This window comes from Brevibacterium renqingii, assembly GCF_017808105.1.
In the GTDB taxonomy this organism is placed as follows: Bacteria; Actinomycetota; Actinomycetes; order Actinomycetales; family Brevibacteriaceae; genus Brevibacterium; species Brevibacterium renqingii.
The window spans coordinates 19,726-41,140 of sequence record NZ_JADBHF010000018.1; the positions used below are offsets into that span (position 1 = coordinate 19,726).

Consider the following 21,415-nt stretch of genomic DNA (forward strand, 5'->3'; position numbering starts at 1 on the left):
TCCTTCATCGATTGCTGCGGATAGTTCATCGATCACTGCGGTCTGCTCCGCACTGCGCACTCTACGCTACGTCTGCAGTCTGCCGGCGGTGCCGAAGCGGATTCGCACAGCCTTCTCAGCTCTGCTCCGGGGCCGCTGCCTCGGACTCGACGACAGGCACGATCGCGTCGAGGAACTGGTGGGCCCAGCGCAGGATGTCCGAATCGGTCATCTCCTTCGCATCGAATCCGGTTCCCGCCATCGGCTTGGGCACGAGCACCGACCGCAGCGCCGGCTTGAGCAGCGACTTCGGGTACAGCCGTTTGAGTCTGACCACCTGGGAGTCGGCCAGCTCGAGGGGCCCGAAGCGGATGAAATTGCCCTGGACGACGATGTCGCTGACGCCGGATGCACGCGCGCGGATGCGCAGCCGGGCGACATCGGCGAGCACGGCGACGGCGTCGGGGTAGGGCCCGTAGCGGTCGACGAGTTCGTCGAGGACCTCCTGCAGTTCGGCTTCGTTCGTCGCCGCCGCGAGCTTCCGGTAGGCCTCGAGGCGCAGCCGCTCATGATCGACGTATTCGGCCGGCAGGTGGGCGTCGACGGGCAGTTCGATCCGCATGTCAGCCTCGGGCTCGGTGTCCTCGCCGCGGAACTTCGCCACCGCCTCGCCGACGAGGCGGACGTAGAGATCGAATCCGACGCCCTCGATGTGACCGGACTGCTGACCGCCCAGCAGGTTGCCGGCGCCGCGGATCTCGAGGTCCTTCATCGCCACCTGCATTCCGGCACCCAGCTCCGTGTGCGCGGCCAGTGTCGTCAGGCGGTCGTGAGCGGTCTCCGTCAGCTGTGTGTCCGGCGGGTAGAGGAAGTACGCATATGCGCGTTCCCGTCCGCGCCCGACCCGTCCGCGCAGCTGGTGGAGCTGTGAGAGTCCGTAGCGGTCGGCATTGTCGATGATGAGGGTGTTGGCATTGGCGATGTCGATGCCGGTCTCGACGATCGTGGTGCACACGAGCACGTCGTACTTCTTCTCCCAGAAATCGACGATGACCTGTTCGAGGCGAGACTCATTCATCTTTCCGTGGGCGATGGCGATCCTGGCTTCGGGCACCAACTCGGCGATGTGCCCGGCCACGGCCTCGATGTCCCGGACCCGGTTGTGGATGTAGAAGACCTGCCCCTCGCGCATGAGCTCACGGCGGATCGCGGCCTTGATCTGCTTGTCCTCACGTCTGCCCACATAGGTCAGAACCGGATGCCGTTCCTCCGGCGGCGTGGCCAGGGTCGACATCTCGCGAATGCCGGTGACGGCCATCTCCAGGGTGCGCGGGATCGGGGTCGCCGACATCGCGAGCACGTCGACATTGGTCCGCAGGGCCTTGAGCGTCTCCTTGTGCTCGACACCGAAGCGCTGCTCCTCATCGATGATGACCAGTCCGAGTTCCTTGAATCTCACCTCACCGCTGAGCAGCCGGTGGGTGCCGATGACGAGGTCGAGCTTACCGGCCGCCAGGTCCTCCTTGACCTTCTCGGACTCCTGTTTGGTCTGGAACCGTGAGAGCGCGCCGAGGGTGACGGGGAACCCCGAATAGCGTTCGGCGAAGGTCTCATAGTGCTGCTGGACGAGCAGCGTGGTCGGCACGAGCACCGCCACCTGCTTGCCTTCCTGGATCGCCTTGAACGCGGCGCGGACTGCGATCTCCGTCTTGCCGTAGCCCACATCGCCGCAGATCAGACGGTCCATGGGCACCGTCTTCTCCATGTCCGACTTGACCTCGTCGATGGTGGTCAGCTGGTCGGCGGTCTCGACGTAGTGGAAGGCGTCCTCGAGTTCCCGCTGCCACGGAGTGTCCGGCCCATAGGCGTGTCCGACCGTTGCCTGCCTCGCCGAATAGAGGCGGATGAGCTCTCCGGCGATCTCCTTGACGGCCTTGCGCGCCTTGGCCTTCGTCGTCTGCCAATCCGCGCCGCCCATCTTGTTGAGGCTCGGGCTCTCCCCGCCGACATACCGGGTGACCTGGTCGAGCGCATCGCTGGGAACATAGAGCCGGTCCCCGGGCTGGCCCCGTTTGGCCGGGGCATATTCGATGATGAGGTATTCGCGGGTGTGCTTGTTCGCGCCCCTTCCCGTCGTCCGCTGCGTCATCTCGACGAATCGACCGACGCCGTGCTGGTCGTGGACGACGTAGTCGCCCGGTGCCAGGTTGAGCGGGTCGACCTGGTTGCGCCTGCGACGGGTGGGCAGACGGCGCATGTCCCGCGTCGAGGTGGCCGCAGCCCGCCCGAGGACATCGGCCTCGGTGAGAACGGCGAGCTTGAGATCGTCGAAGACGAAGCCGCCGAAGGACGCCGCCGTGGTCACGGTCACGAGGGCTTCGGGCAGATCTGTGGGGTCGTCGACGAAGCTCGCGGGCACACCGGCCTCGGAGAACACCTCGACCATCCGCCTGCCCGGGCCCGGTCCCTCGGTGAGGACGAGGATGCGCCATCTGTCGTGGATGAGTCCCTTGACGTCGGCCAGGATCGCTTCGACGTCTCCGGCATATCCCTTGGGGATGCGAGCCGGCACGGCGAAGATGTTCTCTTCGGGACCGGCCAGTTCCTCATCGGCGGCGAAACCGCCGATCTCCCACCACGCCAGGCCGATGAGGCGAGCGCCCTCCTCCATCTCGGCCACTGTGCGGAAGCTCGCGGCGGAGAGGTCGATCGGTGACTCTCCCCCGGCCGCGGCTCCGGTCCAGGCGGCTTCGAGGAATTCGTTAGTCGTCTCCACGAGGTCCGCGGCCCGAGCCTCGACGCGCTCGGGCTCGGTGATGATGATCTTCGACTCCGCCGGCAGCAGCGCGATGATCGGCTCCATCCCGTCGGCGAGGACGGCGGAGAGGGATTCCATGCCTTCGACGGCGACTCCGCCGGCGATCTTCTCGAGCATATCGGCCGCACCGGGCACGGTCTCGGCGAGTTCGGCCGCCCGGGCCCGCACCGAGTCGGTCAGGAGCAGCTCTCGGCACGGGGGTGCCGAGAGCCGCAGAGGATCCGCGTCGTCGTCTGCGGGAACGGAGCGCTGATCGCTGACAGAGAATTCGCGGATCTCGTCGACCTCGTCGCCGAAGAACTCCACACGCAGCGCCCGCTCCGAGGTGGCTGGGAAGATATCGACGATGCCGCCGCGCACGGCGAACTCGCCTCGCCGAGAGACCATGTCCACCCGCGAATAGGCGAGTTCGGTGAGTCGTTCCGACAGCTCGTCGATCTCGCATTCGTCACCGACCGCCAGTTCCACCGGAGCGATGTCGCCGAGGCCCTTCGCCAGGGGCTGGAGGAAGGCCCGCACGGGAGCGATGATGAAGGTCAGTTCCCTGTCGGTGCGAGGGTGCGTGAGGCGACGCAGCACCTCGAGCCGTTGGCCGACGGTGTCCGACCGCGGCGACAGCTTCTCGTGCGGCAGAGTCTCCCAGCTGGGGAAGATCGCAATCGACGCGGCGGGCACCCAGTCGGCCAGCGCCTGGGCGAGATCCTCGGCCTCACGTGTGGTGGCGGTGACGATGAGCTGCGGCGCCGAGGCCGCGGCATCCGCTGCTCGAACCCTTCCCTCACCCTCGTCCTGACCCGATGACGCGGCTGCAGCGGCGGTGACGGTCCGGCGCAGGATCGAGGGCCACAGTCCCTTGATCGCATCGATCGTCCCACCGCTCGTGCTCGGGTCGTTGAAGGCTTCGACGAGTCCGGTGATGGTGGGATTCTGGCGTGTGAGATCGAGTCCGTTGAGCACCCGAACATTCTAGGCCACGCACCTGACACCCACGTCCGCCCCCGCCGCGGTGGGAGATCGAGCGGAAGCGACGGAAACGTGTGAGGATGAGTGCATGGCCATGATGAGAACCGTCCTGGCAGGACTGGCCGCCACGGCGCTCCTGCTCACAGGCTGCACCGGCGATGCCGATGACGACGTCGAGGTCGCCGAACGCTGGGACTTCCACACCCGCCCTGATCTCGCACCGCCGAAGGTCGACATCGACTCCGGCGCCTTCCCCGACGACAACGGTGATCTCAAGACCTTCCTGGCTCCGAAGGGACAGACGAAGACCGACGACAAGTCCTGGGTCGGCGGGCTCATCCTCGATGCGGCCGGCGACCCCGTCTGGGTGCGCGAGAATTCGGGCACCCTGTGGGATCTGCGCGTCCAGGAGTATCAGGACCAGCCCGTGCTCACCTGGTGGGAAGGCCTGGCCGAGACCCCTCACACCGCCGGAGAGGTCGTCGTCCTCAACTCCTCCTACGAGGAGATCGCACGGGTGGGCATGGGCGGCGAGCTGGCCAAGGACACCTCGGATCTGCACGAGACGACGATCACAGATGACGACACCATGTTCCTGCTCTCCTATGTCAAGACGCAGGCCGACCTCAGCGAGATCGGCGGAGACGCCGACGGCTGGGTCTGGGAGGGCGTGGCCCAGGAGGTCGACATCGCCACCGGCGAACCACTCGTCGAATGGCGTTCTCTCGACGACGTTCCGGTGGAGCAGACCGAGGCCGAGCTCAAGGACGGCGAGGGCACGAAGGACGAGCCCTTCGACTACATCCACCTCAACTCGGTCAGCGAGGACGATGACGGCTCAGCACTGCTCATCTCGGCCCGCAATACGCATGCCGTCTACCAGCTCGACCGGAAGACGGCGGAGCTGAACTGGGTCCTCGGAGGCAAGGCCTCGGACTTCGAGATGGGTCAGGATGCGACCTTCGCGTGGCAGCACGACGCCCAGCGTCAAGCCGACGGCACACTGACACTGTTCGACAACCATGCCGCCCCGCGGCTGGGAGATACCCGCGGTCTGCGTCTCGACGTCGACGAGAAGCACAGACGCGCCGAGGTGGTCACCGAGTATCCTGCGCCCGACGATCGGTCCTCGGGCAGTCAGGGCAATCTGCAGGAGCTCGACAACGGCAACGTCGTGATCGGCTGGGGTTCGCAGCCCTACGTCTCGGAGTTTTCCGAGGACGGGAAGCTGCTCACCGATCTGACCTTCACCGGCGGCTCGAATTACCGCGCCTACCGCTTCGACTGGCATGCCCAGCCGTCCGCACCGCCGACAGCGTCGAAGTCCGAGCCCCGAGCCGGGGTCACCCGCATCCACATGAGCTGGAACGGCGCCACTGAAGTCGCCTCCTGGAGGATCCTCAGCGGCGACGGCGAGGACCAGCTCGTTGAGAACGCCGAGGTCGAGCGCACAGGGTTCGAGACCGCCGCCGACATCACTCCGCACGGGTCGACGATCGTGGTGGAGGCGCTCGATGCCGACGGCAAGTCACTCGGCTCGACGCGGGTGGGCACTCGGAACGGCTGAGACCGCGGGCGAGGACCGGCCGAGACCGCGGCCGCGGAGCGGATGCGACCGCCGACGGCTGGGCTGAGAACATTTCGGACGGATAACGGGACTAACGGTACGGTCACGTTTATACGACAACCCCGATTTTTCGGGGTTCTCCAATCTTCATCGCACACAATTGGAGCATGAGTTCCAACCACTCCCCCCGTTTCTCCGCAGAGGAAGCCCGAATCCTCTTCGGCTCCGATTCCTCCGACGGCGGCTCTCCCCGGTCCGGCCGCGCCTCGCACCCACCCGTGGCGCACCTCAACACCAGCGTCGACCGCAGCCACCACCTGTCGCGGTTCGTCCCGGTGCTCGTGCTGTTGGCCGTCATGTGGGCGCTCGAGATCGTCGACACCGTCCTCCCGCTCGGTCTCGACGCCTTCAGCCTGCAGTCATGGAACCTGCTCTCCCTCTACGGCCTCGTCACCTCGCCTCTGCTCCATTCCGGATTCGGCCATCTCGTGGCCAACACATTCCCGTTCCTCGTCCTCGGCATCGTCATCGCCTTCGAGGGGTCGCGACGGTTCTGGCAGGTCACGGGCATCACCGCGCTCAGCTCCGGTCTCGGAGCGTGGCTGACGACCCTGCCGGGCCAGCACATCGTCGGCGCCTCGGGCATCGTCTTCGGATTCTTCGGCTATCTGGCCGTGCGGACCTGGTTCACCGACGATGTTCTGCGCAAGATCGTCTACTTCGCGATCGGCTTCTTCATCTTCGTCACCTACGGCGCCTCCATGGTCTTCGGCATGCTGCCGCAGGCCAATGACATCTCCTGGCAGGGGCATCTCTTCGGTTTCGCCGGCGGCATCTTCGCCGCCTGGCTCCTCCACCGCAGGCGGCAGAAGCCGGCCGGCAGGAAGTGAGTCCCTCCGCTCGACTGCGACGGTCAGACCGTCAGCGTGAGTGGAACTTCTGCTGCACTGCTTCCAGACCGTCATTGATGAGGATCTCGACGGCGTCGGCGAGATCGGAGACGAAGATCGGCAGCGTCGTCCGCTCCTCCTTGGAGAACGGTCGGAGCACGTAATCGGCGGTGTCCTGTCGCCCCGAAGGACGTCCGACTCCCGCTCGCACGCGCAGGTAGTTCTTCGTCCCCAGCACCGAGGTCATCGAGCGCAGACCGTTGTGCCCGCCCTCTCCCCCGCCGAGTTTGGCCTTGATGGCGTCGAAGGGGATGTCCACATCGTCGTGGACGGCGATGATCCGCTCGGTGGCGATGCCGTAGAAGTCGGCCAGCTGTCGCACTGGGCCGCCCGAGTCGTTCATGTAGCTGGTCGAGGTTCCCACGATCACACGCGGACCGGGCAGTCCAGGTGTGCTGCCCGTGGGCAGTCGGCCCGTCCCGACGTTCGACCGCAGCTTCGTCCGCGTCAGCGAGGTCCCGATCCGCGAGGCGAGCTCGGCGATGACCATCTGTCCGATGTTGTGACGGGTCGCTTCGTATTTCGGGCCGGGATTGCCCAGCCCGAAGACCAACCACGCCTCATTCGTCATTGCCGTCCTCCGCTCATCTGTGTCCGCTGCCCGGGTCGGAACCGGTGGTTTCCGGGAAGCCCCCGGCGGATACGGATTCGGTGGGCCGCCCGATCGACGACCCACCGAAATCCGTATTCAGTCTGCACTCACCACAGCATCGAGGTGCTGTGCCGAGAGGGGGTCACTCCTCTTCGGAGCCCGCTTCCGCATCCGACTTCTCGTCGGCGGCCGCTGCCTCGGCCGGGGCGTCGGCAGCCTCTTCCTCGGCGTCCGACTCGACATCCATCTCGATCTCCTCGGAGACGTTGACGATGAGCAGCTCCTCGTCGGCGACGAGCTCGACGCCGTCGGGCAGCTCGACCTGGCCTGCGAGCACGTGCTCACCGGCGGGACGTCCCTCGATGGTGACCTCGATGAGTTCGGGCAGCTTGGTCGCATCGGCCTTGACGGCGATGGTCGACTCCTCCTGCGAGACCATGGTGCCGGGTGCGGCCTCACCGACGACGTGAACGGGCACGTCGACCTCGATCTTCTCACCGCGCTTGACGATGATGAGATCGAGGTGCTCGATCTCGCGGCGCACCGGCTCGATCTGCACGTCACGGGCGATGGCCAGAACGTTCTTGGCACCATCGGTGCTTTCGATCTCGAGCAGGGCGTTGGCGTGCTTGAGCGCCATCATGGTGGCATGGCCCTCGAGCGAAACGTGCACGGGGTCTCCGCCGTGACCGTAGATGACTGCGGGAATGCGGCCGGAACGGCGGATGCGGCGCGCTGCGCCCTTGCCGAACTCGCTGCGAGCTTCGGCCAGAAGTTTGAAGTCAGCCATTTTCTCTCCTTCGTGGTGAACTTACCTTCGAGCACCACGGCGAAACAGCCTGGATCCGCTCCGAACCGTCGACCGTCGAATCCGATCGGTTCGCGCAGTTCGTGGGACGTCGGCCGCGTCGATCACGGAGACCGGGGGTCTCCCTCGCCGAGGCAACCAGGCTATTCTACGGCACCGTCCGGGGCGGCACCAAGTCGGTCGCCGACGGCAGCGGCGCAGGTGTCGATGCCGGTCTCCGTCAGCAGGATGTCGTAGTGGTTCGTTCCCTGCACGTCGTTGGTCCTCAGACGCGGCCACTGCCGCGCGTAGTCGGACACGAGCTCGGGCGGGTAGAGCCCCGGCTCCGAGGCGACGAGATCGCGTTCGGCGTAGAGGAATACGACCTCGGACTGCGACTCCTCGTCTCCCATGATCGTCTGCAACGCCTCCCGGTAGTCAGTTCCGGTGTACATATCGGCGGAGTCGGCCTGCATCGCCTCGATCGAGGTCGAGGGTTGGAAGGAATGATCGTCCTTGGCCGCCAGGTCGTAGACGAAGCTCTCTGTGGCCACGGTGTCGAGACCGTCGACGAAGGCGGGGTGAGCGGCGAAGAACGCGAGGTACTCCTCAACGGTCGAGAAGCTCATCGACAGCCGCTCCGCGGCGGGCCCGAGCACGGCGGCGATGAGATCATCGGTGTCGAGGTCTTCGTCGTTGAGGTCATCGACGGGCTCTCCGCCGCCCGAGTGTCCCACGGGCAGGGGAAGGCCGCCGTCGATGAGCACGGGGCCGCGGAAGCATCGGACCGCCTCGGCGCCGGTGCGGCGGCTGAGTCCGGCCAGAGTCATCGCGACGAATCCGCCCATGGAGTGCCCGACGAGGGTCACGGGCCCGTCCTCAGCGAAGGCGTCGACGGCGGCGCGGACGTCCTCGGCGTGGGCGCGCATTCCGAACGGCCCGGGAAGGGTCCGGGAATCCGCCCGGCCGCGCAGGTCGGGGCCGATGACGCGGACTCCGGGCAGAGCGGAGACGAGTCCGGCGAAGAAGAGATGGTTCGAGGTGATGCCGTGGATGACGCATACCGTCGGTACGTGTCCGGGCCCGGAGGCCACGGGTTCCCAGACGCCCACGGACAGCTGCCCGCCTTCCACGTCCACCCGGTACCGGTTGTAATCGTGAGACGACATCGTCGCGGATCCCTTCGCTTAGGTGTTGCCTCCAGTGTAGAACGACCCCGAAGACGACGGGACCCCGAGCCGATCATCGACTCGGGGTCCCGTGGCCCATCGGCGCAGTCCACTGCCCGGAGAGGAGCGTCTCCGCCTCAGACCTCGAACAGGCTGGTGACCGATCCGTCCTCGAAGACTTCGTGCACGGCACGGGCGATGAGCGGAGCGATCGAGAGCACGGTGAGCTTGTCGAACACCTTGTCCTCGCTCAGCGGCAGCGTGTTGGTGACGATGACCTCTTCGGCCACGGAGTTCGACAGGCGTTCGACGGCGGGCCCGGAGAACACTGCGTGAGTGGACACGACGATGACGCCCTTCGCGCCGGCGGCCATGCAGGCGTCGGCGGCCTGGACGATGGTGCCGCCGGTGTCGATCATGTCGTCGACGAGGACGCAGGTGCGCCCCTCGACCTCACCGACGACGCGGTTGGCCTTGGTCTCGTTCGGACGTGTGATGTCGCGGGTCTTGTGGATGAAGGCCAGTGGCACCCCACCCAGCGAGTTCGACCAGTTCTCGGCGACTTTGATGCGACCGGCGTCGGGAGAGACCACGGCGAGCTCGCCGGGATACTTGTCCTTGACGTAGCCGGCGAGGATCGGCATCGCGATGAGGTGGTCGACCGGACCGTCGAAGTATCCCTGGATCTGCGCGGTGTGCAGGTCGACGGTGATGATGCGGTCGGCGCCGGCCGTCTTGTACAGATCGGCCACGAGACGGGCGGAGATGGGTTCGCGTCCGCGGTGCTTCTTGTCCTGGCGCGCGTACGGGAAGAAGGGGGCGATGACGGTGATCCGCTTGGCCGAGGCGCGCTTGAGGGCGTCGACCATGATCAGCTGCTCCATCAGCCATTCGTTGATGGGCGCACAGTGCGACTGGAGGACGAAGACGTCACTGCCGCGGACCGACTCGGAGTACCGGACATAGATCTCTCCGTTGGCGAAGTTGTAGATGTCGGTGGGGAGGAGTTCGGTCCCCAGATTCTCCGCGACTTGTTCGGCGAGTTCGGGATTCGCCCGACCGCTGACCAGGACGAGCTTCTTATCGCCCGCCGTCGTTATCTCATTCACTAATCCGTTCCCCTTCGGATGCGTTTTCGGCCGCCTGCGCCGCAAGCGTGCCGGGACGGTTTGTCTGGACCCAGCCCTCCAGGTTGCGCTGCGGAGCCACGGAGATGGCCAGCGCTCCTGCAGGGACATCCTTGCGCACGGTCGTGCTCGCACCCGAATAGGCGCCATCGCCCACGGTGACAGGGGCGACATACATGTTGTCCGAGCCCATGCGTGCATGCTTGCCGACGACGGTGCGGTGCTTGTTGACCCCATCGTAGTTGACGAACACCGAAGCGGCTCCGATGTTCGTGCCCTCGCCGATCTCGGCGTCGCCGACGTAGGACAGGTGGGGAACCTTGGCGCCGGCGCCGATGTCCGCGTTCTTCGTCTCGACGAAGGTGCCGATCTTGCCGGATTCGCCGAGGCGGGTGCCCGGACGCAGATAGGCGAAGGGGCCGACATCCGCTCCGGCGCCGATGACGGCGAGTTCGCCATGGGTGCGCACCACGTGCGCCCCGGCCCCCACCTCGGTGTCCTTGAGCGTGGTGGAGGGGCCGACGACGGCGCCGGTGGCGATGTCGGTGGCGCCGAGCAGCTGGGTGTCGGGCAGGATCGTCACGTCCTCGGCGATGGAGACATCGACATCGATCCAGGTGGTGTCAGGATCGATGATGGAGACTCCGGCTCGCATGAATTTCTCGCACTGGCGGCGATTGAGCTCCTTGCCCAGGTTCGCCAGCTGCACCCTGTCATTGGCGCCTTCGACCTGCCACAGATCATCGGTGGCGCTGGCGGCCACGGGCAGGCCGGCCTCACGGGAGAATCCGATGACGTCGGTGAGGTACTTCTCGCCCTGCACATTGTCGGTCGTCAGGGATGCCAGCCCCTTCTTGAGGGCGTCGGCGTCGAAGGCGTAGATTCCGGAGTTGATCTCGCTGATGGCGCGTTCGTCCTCATTCGCGTCCTTCTGCTCGACGATGCGCAGCAGGGCTCCGGAGCCGTCGCGGACGATGCGGCCGTAGCCGGTCGGGTCATCGACCTCGGCGGAGAGGACGGTCACGGCGTTGGAGGAGGATTCGTGGACCTCGACGAGGCCGTCGATGGTCTCCGCGGTGAGCAGGGGCACATCACCGTAGGTGACGACGACCGTGCCGCTGATGTCCTCGGGCAGCCGGGTGAGCGCGCATTCGGCGGCGCGACCGGTGCCGGGGATCTCGTCCTGATCGGCGATGAGCAGCGAACGCTCCGCGGCCAGAGGCAGGGAGTCGAGGTGAGAGACGAGCCGCTCGCGCTCATGCCTGACGACGACGACCAGATGCTCGGGAGCGGTGCCGGCCGCAGCCGAGACGGCATGATGGAGCAGGGAACGACCACCGAGGGGATGCATGACCTTGGGAAGAGAAGACTTCATTCGGGTGCCTTGGCCCGCGGCGAGGACGATGACGGCGGTCGGACGAGTCTGCGGCATAGTTGAATCCTTCGCATGTCGGATCGGGCCAGCTCCGCCCATAGGATTCGAACCTATACTGCACGGCTCCAAAGGCCGGCGTGCTGCCATTACACCAGGGCGGAACAGCGTGCACCAGTAGAGGGGCCCGCGCTCACGAGACACCATCATGCCACTACGATTAATTCTATGGAAATTCTACGCGAGATTCTTCTGACCCTGCATCTGGTCGGAATGGCGATCATTGTCGGCGGCTATTTCACCGTCATCCGCTCCCCCAAAGTCATGCCCGGGATGCTGCACGGCTCCTATCTGCAGCTGATCACCGGCCTGCTGCTCATGGGGCTGGCCGAGATGGGCGATGGCGACGTCAACCATATGAAGCTCGGCATCAAGCTTGTCGTGGCGATCCTCGTCACTGTCTTCGCCTTCATCGGCAACAGGAAGCAGAAGGCCTTCGCTGCAGGCGGCACCCCCTCCGAAGGTGCTGCGGCGACGGCGGTGAAGAACCCCTCGGCGACGATGGCGCATCTGACGTTCGCCTTCGCGATCATCAACGTTCTCGTCGCCGTCTTCGTCCACTGATCGCTTCGAACCACCTGACGGCGGCCCTGACACCTCGCGAGGTGTCAGGGCCGCCGTCAGGTGTCTGTGAGGGGAATCGTCCCGTGTCCGACCCGGGCGGTATCGTTGGGGACGACATGACTGCTGCAGCCGAACACACCGACCATGCCGCCGGCGCCGACCCCCGAGCGGCCGAACTCCTGACCGGACTCAACCCGCGACAGCGCGAAGCCGTGATCTACACCGGTTCCCCGCTGCTCATCGTCGCCGGTGCCGGTTCGGGCAAGACCTCTGTGCTCACTCGTCGCATCGCCTACGCTCTGGCCACAGGACGCGCCCACCCGGGCGAGGTGCTGGCGATCACCTTCACGAACAAGGCCGCCAAGGAGATGGCCGAACGCGTGTCCTCCATCGTCGGGCCGGCCTCCCGCGCCATGTGGGTCTCGACGTTCCACTCCGCATGCGTGCGGATTCTGCGTCGCGAGGCGAAGGTCCTGGGCAGAAGCACGAACTTCACCATCTACGATGCACAGGACGCTCAGCGTCTCGTCGCACAGATCCTCAAGGAACTGGGCCTCGACTCGAAGAAGTACGCTCCACGGGCCGTTCTGCACCGGATCTCGAACCTCAAGAACGAGCTGCAGACCCCGGACGACTTCGTCCCCCGCCCGAACAACCCCGCCGACGAGGTGCTCGCGGACGTCTTCAAGCGCTATACCTCCCGGCTGCTTCTGGCCAATGCCTTCGATTTCGACGACCTCATCGCCGAAACCGTCCACCTCTTCGGCGCCTTCCCGGAGGTCGCCGCCTCCTATCGTCGGCGCTTCCGCCATATCCTCGTCGACGAATACCAGGACACGAACCCGGCCCAGTACGCGCTCATCAGGGCTCTGGCCGGAGACGGTGCCGGCGGTGCGACGGGTGCCGAACTCACCGTCGTCGGCGATGCCGATCAGTCGATCTACGCCTTCCGCGGCGCCACGGTGCGCAACATCGTCGAGTTCGAGAAGGACTTCCCGAACGCCGAGACCATTCTCCTCGAGCAGAACTACCGCTCGACGCAGAACATCCTCGACGCGGCGAATGCCGTGATCGCCCACAACGAGGACCGCAGGGAGAAGAAGCTGTGGACCTCGGAGGGCACGGGCGAGCAGATCGTCGGCTGGGTGGCCGAGAACGAACAGGGCGAGGCCCGGTTCATCGTCGACCGCATCGATGACCTCATCGACGAGGAGAGCTACACCTACGGCGACTTCGCCGTCTTCTATCGCACGAATGCTCAGTCGCGAGCCATCGAGGACGCCCTCGTGCGCTCGGGCATTCCGTACAAGGTCGTCGGAGGCACGCGCTTCTACGAACGCAAGGAGATCAAGGACGCTCTGGCCTATCTGCGGGTGATCGCGAATCCCGATGACGACGTCAACCTGCGGCGCATCCTCAATGTCCCCAAACGCTCCATCGGCGATCGCACCGAAGGTCTCATCGCGGACTTCGCCGACCGGGAGGGCATCAGCTTCTGTACGGCTCTGGGACGCCTCGAGGAGATCCCGAACCTGAGCTCACGGGCCGTGACCTCGGTGCAGAGGTTCTACGACCTCATGCAGGACCTCCGCTCGACAGCCGAGTCGTCTCCGCTGTCGCGAGTCATCGAAGCGATCCTCGAACAGTCCGGCTACCTCGAATCGCTGCAGAAGAGCACCGACCCGCAGGACGAGTCCCGAGTGGACAATCTCGCCGAGCTCGTCGCTGTGGCGGAGGACTTCGTCGCCACCCGGCAGGCCGCCGTCGTCTCCGACGCCGATGCGCTCGAGAGTGCGAGCGACGATACCGAGACGGTCGCCGACTCGGGCGCCGCGGGCAGCGAGGACGCTTCCGCTGCCGCAGCTGCGGAGGCGGGCTCCGCGCCCGGCGTGGGCCCTGCGGCCATCGATCAGTTCCTCGAGCAGGTGGCTCTGGCCTCGGACACCGACCAGATCCCCGACGCCGAACTGGGTCAGGTCACGCTCATGACTCTGCACACGGCCAAGGGGCTGGAGTTCCCCGTCGTCTTCCTCACCGGCCTCGAGGACGGCGGGTTCCCCCATTCCCGGTCGTTCGAGAATCCGCAGGAGCTCTCCGAGGAGCGGCGTCTGGCCTATGTCGGCCTCACGCGTGCCCGACAGCGTCTGCTCGTCAGCCGGGCCGAGACCCGCAGCATGTGGGGTCAGCCGCAGTACAATCCTCCGAGCCGGTTCCTCTCCGAGATCCCGGAGAACCTCATCACGTGGGAGAACACGGGCAGCTTCTCCGGCGGTTTCCCCGGTGGGCTCTCCGGCGGATACGGTTCGGGCGGTTACGGCTCCAGCGGCTATTCGACGGGCTATTCCGGATCCTCACGCGGTTTCGGATCCTCTCATTCCTCGGGCAGTTCCTCCCGATCGCGTGCGAGCGCCGGCTCCTCTGCGCCGGTGGCCGGATTCCCCAATCGGATCCGGCCCAACCGCGAGGTGATCGCTGTCGAGGTCGGAGAGAAGGTCTCGCACGAGTCCTTCGGCCTCGGCACCGTCACCGAGGTCAACGGGGTCGGGGACAAGACGGTCGCGGTCGTCGACTTCGGTTCGGCCGGTTCCAAGCGGCTGCTGCTGCGCTACGCTCCGATCGAGAAACTCGGCTGACCGACACGTCCGCCTGAACCCTGCGCGCCCGGGGCAGGGCAGACGAAGAAGGCGCCGAGGTGAACGTGAGTTCTCCTCGGCGCCTGTTCCATGCCGGACGCGGCTATGGAGTGAAGATCATTCGTTGCCGAACTTGCCATCGGCTCCGTCGCGGCCCTTGTTGACCTGGTCCTCGAACTTTCCACCGGTGACATTGTTGGCGGCGTCAGCAGCCTTGTCCAGGCCCTGGTCGCTGATCTGCTCACCCTTGTCGCTATTCATGGCGTCCTTGGCTTTGTTCGTCAGATCGTCCAGTCCCATACTGTCTCCTTTCAACGGAAAAGGTTCGAAGCGAACCTCTTGACGTCTTTCACCCTGCCATCTATAGCGAGGTTGCGACACCGCACAGTCGCATTTCTCAGCGAATGCACATAAAGGCGGCCAAAGCAATCATCAGCTCAAGCCGCCTTGCGTCACCGGGACGGTGGGACCCGCCTTGCGTCACCGAGACGGTGGGACGAGGAACGCCAGGGCGACCAGCAGCACCGCGAACAGGAGACAGGTGGTGATGTCGACGGCCTTCGAGCGGTTGGTCCACACTTCGTTCCACGGCGGAGGCATCGCTCGGAACACGGCGAGGCCGGCCGGCACGGCAGCCAAGACGACGGCGCCGAGCCGGAAATCGACGAATGAGCATCCAGCCGCGGCAACGGCTCCCAGCAGGCATCCGAGCAGCACCCAATCGCGGCGCGTGGGGTGCGCATACCGGCGCTTCCAGTAGATCCATCGCTTGGCGATCGGGCCTCTCCCCCGCCGTGCGTGGCGGGGGTGAGGTCGCTTCATCTCAGTGGAAGAAATGGCGGCTCCCGGTCAGATACATCGTGACGCCGGCCTCCTCTGCGGCCGCGATGACTTCCTCGTCGCGGATCGATCCGCCCGGCTGCACCACGGCGGTGACTCCGGCGTCGATGAGGATCTGGAGACCGTCGGGGAACGGGAAGAAGGCGTCGGATGCGGCGACGGAGCCGGCTGCGCGTTCGGCACCGGCACGCTCGACGGCCAGCCTCGCCGAATCGACCCGGTTGACCTGCCCCATACCCACGCCGACGGAGGCTTCGCCCTTGGCCAGCAGGATCGCATTGGACTTCACGGCTCGTCCGGCCTTCCAGGCGAACGCGAGATCGGCGAGGACCTCCGGCGTCGCGGCCTTGCCCGCAGCCAGCGTCCAGTTCTCCGGCCGGTCGCCCTCGGCTTGGAAGGCGTCGCGGTCCTGGACGAGGAAACCGCCGCTGATCGGCTTGACCTCCGAGGCAGGAACGTCGATCTCGCCGAGTTCGAGCAGACGCAGGTTCTTCTTCGTCGACAGGATCTCCAGGGCCTCGTCGCTGAACGACGGCGCCGCCAGGCATTCGGTGAAGATCGGTTTGATCGAACCGGCCAGCTCGGCATCGACCTCACGGTTCGTCGCGATCACTCCCCCGTAGGCCGAGACCGGATCGCACTCGTGAGCGGCCCTGTGCGCAGCGGCCGCGGTCTCACCGACGGCGATGCCGCACGGGTTCGCGTGTTTGATGATGGCCACGGCCGGCTGGTCGAAGTCGAAGGCCGCGCGGATCGCGGCATCGGTGTCGGTGTAGTTGTTGTATGACATCGCCTTGCCGCCCAGCTGTTCGGCCCCCGCGATGCCGCGAGTGCCGTCGGAGTAGATCGCGGCGGCCTGATGCGGGTTCTCCCCGTAGCGCAGGTCAGCGATCTTCTCACCGGTGACCCCGGCGAATGCCGCTTGGCTGTCCTCCGCGAGTTCGGAAGCGAACCACGAGGCGACCGCAGAGTCGTAGGCGGCCGTGTGTGCGAAGGCCCGGGCGGCGAAGGAGCGCCTGGCCGCGAGATCGAATCCTTCTCCTTCTGCGGCTTCGAGCACGGCCGGGTAGTCGGCCGGATCGGTCACGACCGAGACCGTGGGATGGTTCTTCGCGGCCGCACGCACCATCGATGGTCCGCCGATGTCGATCTGTTCGATGCACTCATCGAACCCGGCGCCGCTGGCCACCGTGTCCGTGAAGGGATAGAGGTTGACGATGACGAGGTCGAAGGGTTCGATCTCGAGTTCGGCGAGCTGGTCCCGGTGCTCGGGTTTGCGGGAATCGGCGAGGATGCCGGCGTGCACGCGCGGGTGCAGAGTCTTGACCCGACCTTCGAGGCATTCGGGGAACCCGGTCAGCTCTTCGACCTTCGTCACATCCGCTCCCGCCTCGGCGATCTTCGCAGCCGTCGATCCGGTCGACACGATCTGGACTCCGGCGGCATGGAGTCCGCGAGCCAGGTCCTCCAGGCCGGTCTTGTCGTAGACGCTGATCAGCGCTCTCTTGATCGCGCGGGTTCCTGTCACAGATCCTCCTCGAGGTTCGGTTGCCGGTCGTCTCTTCTCACGGCGGGGTTCAGTTTGCGGCCGTCGCCGAGGCGGCATATCCGCGGACATGTCGGCCCTCGATGACGAGATCAGTGTGAGCGAGGTGTGCCAGCAGGCGCACGAGCTCGTCCCGCTCACGGGTCTTGATGCGTTCGTGGACGGTCTCTTCGGTGTCGTCATCTCCGATGGGCACGACGTATTGGGTGATGATCGGGCCGGTGTCGACCCCGGTGTCGACGAGGTGGATGGTGCCGCCGGTCAGCTTCACCCCGTGGGCGAGCGCATCGCGGACCCCGTGCGCGCCGGGGAATGCCGGCAGAAGCGCCGGGTGCGTGTTGATGATCCGGTGTGAGAACTCCGCGACGAAACTCGGGCCGAGGATGCGCATGAATCCTGCCGACACCACCCAGTCAGGGTCGAGCTGAGCGACGGTGTCCCTGAGCTGCTCATTCCATGCGTCACGGTCGGCGAAGTCCTTGGGGCGGACGACGAAGGTCGGAATGTCGTGCCTGCGGGCCCGGCCGAGAACTCCGGCGGTGGACGTATCCGAACCGACGGCCAGGATCTCGACTCCGCGGGTGCCGGCGGCGAATGCGTCGATGACCGCCTGCGTGAGGGTACCGGAGCCTGAAGCCAGAAGAACGATGCGCACCCGTCCAGTCTAACGTCTGCCGTTGACAGTCGTTCTCCTGCGGCCGGACCGCGGATTCAGTCCGTCGAAGCATTTGCCGGTCGACTGTGAGAAACTGGCACGGTGACGTCACCAAACAGCACCGAAGAGAAGAAGGCGCCGACTCCCGAGGAGGAGAGACAGGCCGCTCCGGCACGACACGGACTCGTCCTGATCCTGCTGATCCTCGCATCGGTGCTGACATTCACGTATCAGCTGCCGTTCAAACTCGCCGCCATCGGCTTCGCGATCGCTGCGGTCGTCTGGTCGGTGAAGTACATCGTCGCCGTGGTGAGGACGAAGCAGCGAAGGAACATGTCCTTGGGCATCCTCGGCGGTCTGCTCAGCCTCTACCTCATCTTCTCGACGATGTCCTCGGTCATCCTCTGGCCGGTGCAGTCGAAGTACGAGGAGTGCCTGCGCGATGCGATCACTCAGCAGGCTCAGCTGTCGTGCACGAGCGACTACCAGACGGGCCTGGGCGACTGGTTCAAGCAGATCACCGGCCAGGACCTCGACCTGCCGGGCACTCAGTGAGTTCGCACCTGCCAGGCACGCCCGCCGGCAGCTGAACCGTCACCGGGGCTCGTCCTCACCGAAACGGGCACTGTCGTCGCCGTATCCTTCGGCATCCTCTCCGAAGAATACGGAATCGTCGTCCTGCGGCTCGGCCTGCAGCGCGGAGAGTCTGATCAGCAGCAGCCCGATCGCCATTCCCACACCGATCCAGGCCGTGACGGCCACGGCCGAAGTCAGGGGCGAGGGCCCGAAGTCGGACAGCCCCAACGGTCCCAGCGCGCCGCTCGAGAAGAGCGCGAGGACCTCGAAGCAGACGAAGACGAGCACCGCAGCGACGCCGATCCCCGTCCACGCACCCTCGCGCACCTCAGCGGCGCGGGCTCGTCCGAGAATGGTCGACAGCAGACCCAGAAGGATGAGAAGCGCCGGCGCGGCCACGGTCCACGCCGGGTAGTCCCCGGTGAGCAGCTGCAGCACGGGAACATCGGGCAGCGGCGAGGTGGTCGAGTGGAATGCCGAACTCGATGCCGATCCTCCGAGTCCGACGCCGGTGCCCGCGCTCCATGACAGCACCGAGTAGAGAATTCCCGGGGCGAACAGCAACTGGACGATGAGCAGACCGACGCCGGCGGCGACCGGTGAGCTGTAGACCTGCAGGGACTCGGCGACATCATGCCGGCGGAGGACGAGGCCGGCCGCGAGCACGATCAGCGACGCGGCCAGAGCGCCCCACAGCAGGCGACGGACCAGCCTGGTGCCGATATCCCAGATCTCGTCGTCGATCACGCGCAGTCCCGGGATGTCACCGATGCCGCGGGCCCGGAAGAAGCCGAAGGCCACGGCGGAGACGAGGAAGAGGAAGAGACGGCCGAAGCCCAGAGGAGTCACTGTGGCCTCCCCGACCAAGACAGCGAGAGCGAGCAGCGGACCGGCGTACGCGAGGACGAACGTGGCCAAGGCGGCCGCTGCCGCCTTCCACCAATCGCCCGGGACGTCCTCGCCGTCGTCCGCTCCCCCGGCTGCGCAGCCTGCGATCAGTCGCCGAACGGCAGCGGCCACGAGGAACCACAGGCCGAGAGTGACCAGGCTCGGCGCCAGGGAGAAGTCGAAGCCGAGAGTCGAGACACTGAGACCCGAGACCGCCGCCCACAGCGCGAATGCCCACTCCGGAATCACCGAATAGGGCAGCTGTGAGCCGAGTCCGACGATCCAGAAGACCGTCGCCGCGACGAAGGCGACCGGTACGACGATGAGGTCGATCTTCACGACTTCGAGGAATGCTGCGAAGACCGTGCGACGAAGGAACTGGGGGTGAGGAGAAGTGTGCATCATCCCCATTTTCGCTGACTTCGGGGCCGCTTCTCGGTATTGACGACGCGATTCCCTGCGCAGGTAAGGCGATTCTCTGTTCCGGGACGTACAATTGCGCCAGGACAGGCTTGTACACACAAAGGATGAATCCAACGATGAGCAACGGGAACGATCACCCCCATTTCCCGCCACCACCCAGCGAGCCTCCGGAGACCGGCGGTGCCAAGCCTCATTCGGAGCACCCGACGGACGAGGGGCGCGAGCGCCCGACGCCTGCCGAGGAGACGAATTCATCGACGGCCCCGCAGGCCGAATCCCGCGAAGACTCGGACGCTCCTGAGATCCCGGGCTCGGCCTCATCCTCGGACGCCGAGGCGACACAGGCGTTGCCCGCGCCCGACTTCGACGATCCATCCGCGCAGCCGCAGACCTCCGAAAGCTCATCCGTGCCCGACGACGAGGCGCCCCCGCTGGGGACCTCGGCCGACCAGCCGAGCGCCGGCGAAGGACGGACGCCTCCTCCGGCCCCTCAGTTCGGCGGTTCCGCCGAGAGTGCGCCGCCCCGTCCCACTGTGGCTCCGGCACCGAGCAGCCACTCCCAGAGCAATCAGCACCAGGGCGGTCAGTACCAGAACGGCCCGTATCCGGGCGGCCCGTATCCGGGTGGCCCCGCCTACCCCGGGGCGCAGAATCAGGCAGGTCAGTTCCAGACCGGCTCGGGGCCGAATCACAACCGGACGGGTTCGGGTCCCGGGCAGTCCCAGGCGATTCCCCAGCCTGCGCCGGCCCCCGGCTTCGCCGGCTCTCAGGCCGCTGCTTCCCGTGCGGATTCGCGTCCACAGAAGAAGAGCAGACTTCCGCTCTTCATCACTCTCGGCGCCGTGGGTCTCGTCATCGTCCTCGTCCTCGTCGGCTTCCTCGTCATCGGCAGCGTCAACAAGAACAACTACGGCCCGGACAAGGTGGCCGAGGACTACGTCGCCGCCCTGAACAAGGGAGACTTCGCCGCCGCGGAGAAGATCGCACCCTCACCACGCCCGGAGGGCACGAACGTCGATCTGCTGTCGAAGGAATTCACCGAACCCTCGTCGGCGAAGATCGAGAAGGCCAAGGTCGAGTCCTCCAAGGTCGACGGGGACAAAGGCACCGTAGTCGTGTCCTACGAACTCGACGGCAGCCCGTACAACGTGGAACTGTCTGCCAAGAAGGACGGCAAGCAGGATCTGTTCTTCGACAAATGGACGCTGACCGGTCCCGAACTCAACGTCGTCTCCCTCGACATCCCCGCCGCGGACGGCCTCACCGTCAACGGCGAGGACTACAAGGCGAAGTCCGGCACCACCTCGTTCGCCGTCTACCCCGGCAACTACGAGTTCAAGATCCCCTCGAGCAAGTGGGTCTCAGAGGCATCCGACACTGCCGGAGTGAACTTCCCCAAGGCCTTCGCCCCGGGCGGAAAGCCGAACGAGGGGCAGGTCGCCCCCACCACCCTCAACCTCGATCTGGCGCCGACGAAGGCGTTCGAGAAGGAAGTTCAGAAGCAGGTCGAGGCCGAACTCGAGAAATGCTTCGACAACAAGAGCATCGAGCCCAAGTGCAAGTTCATCAAGTTCGATCCTACCGAGATCCCGGTCGGCGGTTCGGACAAGAAGCTCGATGATCTGGCGAAGAAGAACACTGCGAAGTGGGACATGAAGGAGATGCCCAAGGTGAAGGCCAGCTTCGGCGCGGGCGACACGAACACCGGTTCGTTCTTCACCGAGAAGCCCGGAAAGTTCAACTTCACGGTCGACGGCAAGAAGGCCGGATCCTCGTACTTCTCGAACGGCAATTCGCTGTCGGTCTCCGGCAGCGTGAAGATCGACGGAGACAAGCTTTCGGTCGAGTTCTTCGACTTCTGACCGAGACGGGCCTTCTGCATCCCGATCTCTGCATCCGGTGCCCT

General features: G+C 65.8%; 17 protein-coding genes and 1 tRNA gene. 6 read left to right on the forward strand and 12 right to left on the reverse strand.

The genetic code is table 11. The annotated features are described in order from the left end of the window. Positions 1–115: 115 nt before the first annotated feature. On the reverse strand, positions 116–3,754 hold the full coding sequence (gene mfd, locus IHE57_RS15195; protein WP_209374411.1) for a transcription-repair coupling factor: 3,639 nt from the start codon (positions 3,752–3,754) through the stop codon (positions 116–118). A gap of 94 nt (positions 3,755–3,848) precedes the next feature. Here mfd and IHE57_RS15200 point away from each other — a divergent pair, with 94 nt between their 5' ends. Together IHE57_RS15200 and IHE57_RS15205 are read left to right on the forward strand one after the other, a co-directional pair. Continuing rightward, positions 3,849–5,327 (forward strand): arylsulfotransferase family protein, encoded by a 1,479-nt coding sequence (locus IHE57_RS15200; protein WP_209374412.1) that lies wholly within the window; start codon positions 3,849–3,851, stop codon positions 5,325–5,327. A gap of 167 nt (positions 5,328–5,494) precedes the next feature. After that, on the forward strand, positions 5,495–6,217 hold the full coding sequence (locus IHE57_RS15205; protein ID WP_209374413.1) for a rhomboid family intramembrane serine protease: 723 nt from the start codon (positions 5,495–5,497) through the stop codon (positions 6,215–6,217). Between the two features lie 31 nt (positions 6,218–6,248). On the opposite strand, the gene pth is transcribed toward IHE57_RS15205, so the two are convergent. From pth to IHE57_RS15235, 6 genes are all read right to left on the reverse strand, one after another. Continuing rightward, complete coding sequence (gene pth / locus IHE57_RS15210; RefSeq protein WP_209374414.1) at positions 6,249–6,848, reverse strand: aminoacyl-tRNA hydrolase; 600 nt, start codon at positions 6,846–6,848, stop codon at positions 6,249–6,251. 163 nt (positions 6,849–7,011) lie between these two features. Next, complete coding sequence (locus IHE57_RS15215; RefSeq protein ID WP_209374416.1) at positions 7,012–7,659, reverse strand: 50S ribosomal protein L25/general stress protein Ctc; 648 nt, start codon at positions 7,657–7,659, stop codon at positions 7,012–7,014. Between the two features lie 161 nt (positions 7,660–7,820). Further along, positions 7,821–8,825 (reverse strand): alpha/beta hydrolase, encoded by a 1,005-nt coding sequence (locus IHE57_RS15220; protein ID WP_209374418.1) that lies wholly within the window; start codon positions 8,823–8,825, stop codon positions 7,821–7,823. A gap of 137 nt (positions 8,826–8,962) precedes the next feature. Further along, entirely contained in the window at positions 8,963–9,934 is a 972-nt protein-coding gene (locus IHE57_RS15225) for a ribose-phosphate diphosphokinase (RefSeq protein ID WP_209325425.1), read from the reverse strand. Next, on the reverse strand, positions 9,927–11,384 hold the full coding sequence (glmU, locus tag IHE57_RS15230; RefSeq protein WP_209374420.1) for a bifunctional UDP-N-acetylglucosamine diphosphorylase/glucosamine-1-phosphate N-acetyltransferase GlmU: 1,458 nt from the start codon (positions 11,382–11,384) through the stop codon (positions 9,927–9,929). Before glmU ends, IHE57_RS15225 begins: the two co-directional genes overlap by 8 nt. A 32-nt stretch (positions 11,385–11,416) precedes the next feature. Beyond that, positions 11,417–11,488: transfer RNA gene (locus IHE57_RS15235), tRNA-Gln, on the reverse strand. Between the two features lie 64 nt (positions 11,489–11,552). Between IHE57_RS15235 and IHE57_RS15240 the strand changes: the two genes are divergently transcribed. Together IHE57_RS15240 and IHE57_RS15245 are read left to right on the forward strand one after the other, a co-directional pair. Then, positions 11,553–11,948 (forward strand): hypothetical protein, encoded by a 396-nt coding sequence (locus IHE57_RS15240; RefSeq protein WP_209374422.1) that lies wholly within the window; start codon positions 11,553–11,555, stop codon positions 11,946–11,948. A gap of 116 nt (positions 11,949–12,064) precedes the next feature. Further along, complete coding sequence (locus IHE57_RS15245) at positions 12,065–14,581, forward strand: UvrD-helicase domain-containing protein (RefSeq protein WP_209374424.1); 2,517 nt, start codon at positions 12,065–12,067, stop codon at positions 14,579–14,581. Positions 14,582–14,698: 117 nt separating this feature from the next. On the opposite strand, the gene IHE57_RS15250 is transcribed toward IHE57_RS15245, so the two are convergent. The 4 genes from IHE57_RS15250 to purN all read right to left on the reverse strand — a co-directional run bounded on the left by IHE57_RS15250 (position 14,699) and on the right by purN (position 17,622). Further along, positions 14,699–14,881 carry an antitoxin gene (locus IHE57_RS15250; RefSeq protein ID WP_209325429.1) on the reverse strand — a complete coding sequence of 61 codons (183 nt, stop codon included), beginning with the start codon at positions 14,879–14,881 and terminating at the stop codon, positions 14,699–14,701. Between the two features lie 180 nt (positions 14,882–15,061). After that, on the reverse strand, positions 15,062–15,403 hold the full coding sequence (locus IHE57_RS15255; RefSeq protein WP_209374426.1) for a DUF3017 domain-containing protein: 342 nt from the start codon (positions 15,401–15,403) through the stop codon (positions 15,062–15,064). Between the two features lies 1 nt (position 15,404). Then, positions 15,405–16,949: a bifunctional phosphoribosylaminoimidazolecarboxamide formyltransferase/IMP cyclohydrolase gene (gene purH, locus IHE57_RS15260; RefSeq protein ID WP_209374427.1), complete on the reverse strand. Its 1,545-nt coding sequence runs from the start codon at positions 16,947–16,949 to the stop codon at positions 15,405–15,407. 49 nt (positions 16,950–16,998) lie between these two features. Further along, the gene (gene purN / locus IHE57_RS15265) at positions 16,999–17,622 is read right to left on the reverse strand and encodes a phosphoribosylglycinamide formyltransferase (RefSeq protein ID WP_209374428.1); all 624 of its coding nucleotides are present in this window, start codon (positions 17,620–17,622) and stop codon (positions 16,999–17,001) included. A gap of 102 nt (positions 17,623–17,724) precedes the next feature. Here purN and IHE57_RS15270 point away from each other — a divergent pair, with 102 nt between their 5' ends. Then, the gene (locus tag IHE57_RS15270; protein ID WP_209374429.1) at positions 17,725–18,177 is read left to right on the forward strand and encodes a hypothetical protein; all 453 of its coding nucleotides are present in this window, start codon (positions 17,725–17,727) and stop codon (positions 18,175–18,177) included. Positions 18,178–18,216: 39 nt separating this feature from the next. On the opposite strand, the gene IHE57_RS15275 is transcribed toward IHE57_RS15270, so the two are convergent. Next, positions 18,217–19,488, reverse strand: a complete 1,272-nt coding sequence (locus IHE57_RS15275) for a cell division protein PerM (RefSeq protein ID WP_209374430.1) — start codon at positions 19,486–19,488, stop codon at positions 18,217–18,219. A 137-nt stretch (positions 19,489–19,625) separates the two neighbouring features. Between IHE57_RS15275 and IHE57_RS15280 the strand changes: the two genes are divergently transcribed. Further along, positions 19,626–21,371 carry a zinc ribbon domain-containing protein gene (locus IHE57_RS15280; RefSeq protein WP_209374431.1) on the forward strand — a complete coding sequence of 582 codons (1,746 nt, stop codon included), beginning with the start codon at positions 19,626–19,628 and terminating at the stop codon, positions 21,369–21,371. Positions 21,372–21,415: the final 44 nt, after the last annotated feature.

Coding starts and splice junctions, on each gene's coding strand:
- IHE57_RS15200 (WP_209374412.1), top strand. CDS start 3,849: ATGGCCATGATGAGAACCGTCCTGGCAGGACTGGCCGCCACGGCGCTC.
- IHE57_RS15205 (WP_209374413.1), top strand. CDS start 5,495: ATGAGTTCCAACCACTCCCCCCGTTTCTCCGCAGAGGAAGCCCGAATC.
- pth (WP_209374414.1), bottom strand. CDS start 6,848: ATGACGAATGAGGCGTGGTTGGTCTTCGGGCTGGGCAATCCCGGCCCG.
- IHE57_RS15215 (WP_209374416.1), bottom strand. CDS start 7,659: ATGGCTGACTTCAAACTTCTGGCCGAAGCTCGCAGCGAGTTCGGCAAG.
- IHE57_RS15220 (WP_209374418.1), bottom strand. CDS start 8,825: ATGTCGTCTCACGATTACAACCGGTACCGGGTGGACGTGGAAGGCGGG.
- glmU (WP_209374420.1), bottom strand. CDS start 11,384: ATGCCGCAGACTCGTCCGACCGCCGTCATCGTCCTCGCCGCGGGCCAA.
- IHE57_RS15240 (WP_209374422.1), top strand. CDS start 11,553: ATGGAAATTCTACGCGAGATTCTTCTGACCCTGCATCTGGTCGGAATG.
- IHE57_RS15245 (WP_209374424.1), top strand. CDS start 12,065: ATGACTGCTGCAGCCGAACACACCGACCATGCCGCCGGCGCCGACCCC.
- IHE57_RS15250 (WP_209325429.1), bottom strand. CDS start 14,881: ATGGGACTGGACGATCTGACGAACAAAGCCAAGGACGCCATGAATAGC.
- IHE57_RS15255 (WP_209374426.1), bottom strand. CDS start 15,403: ATGAAGCGACCTCACCCCCGCCACGCACGGCGGGGGAGAGGCCCGATC.
- IHE57_RS15275 (WP_209374430.1), bottom strand. CDS start 19,488: ATGCACACTTCTCCTCACCCCCAGTTCCTTCGTCGCACGGTCTTCGCA.
- IHE57_RS15280 (WP_209374431.1), top strand. CDS start 19,626: ATGAGCAACGGGAACGATCACCCCCATTTCCCGCCACCACCCAGCGAG.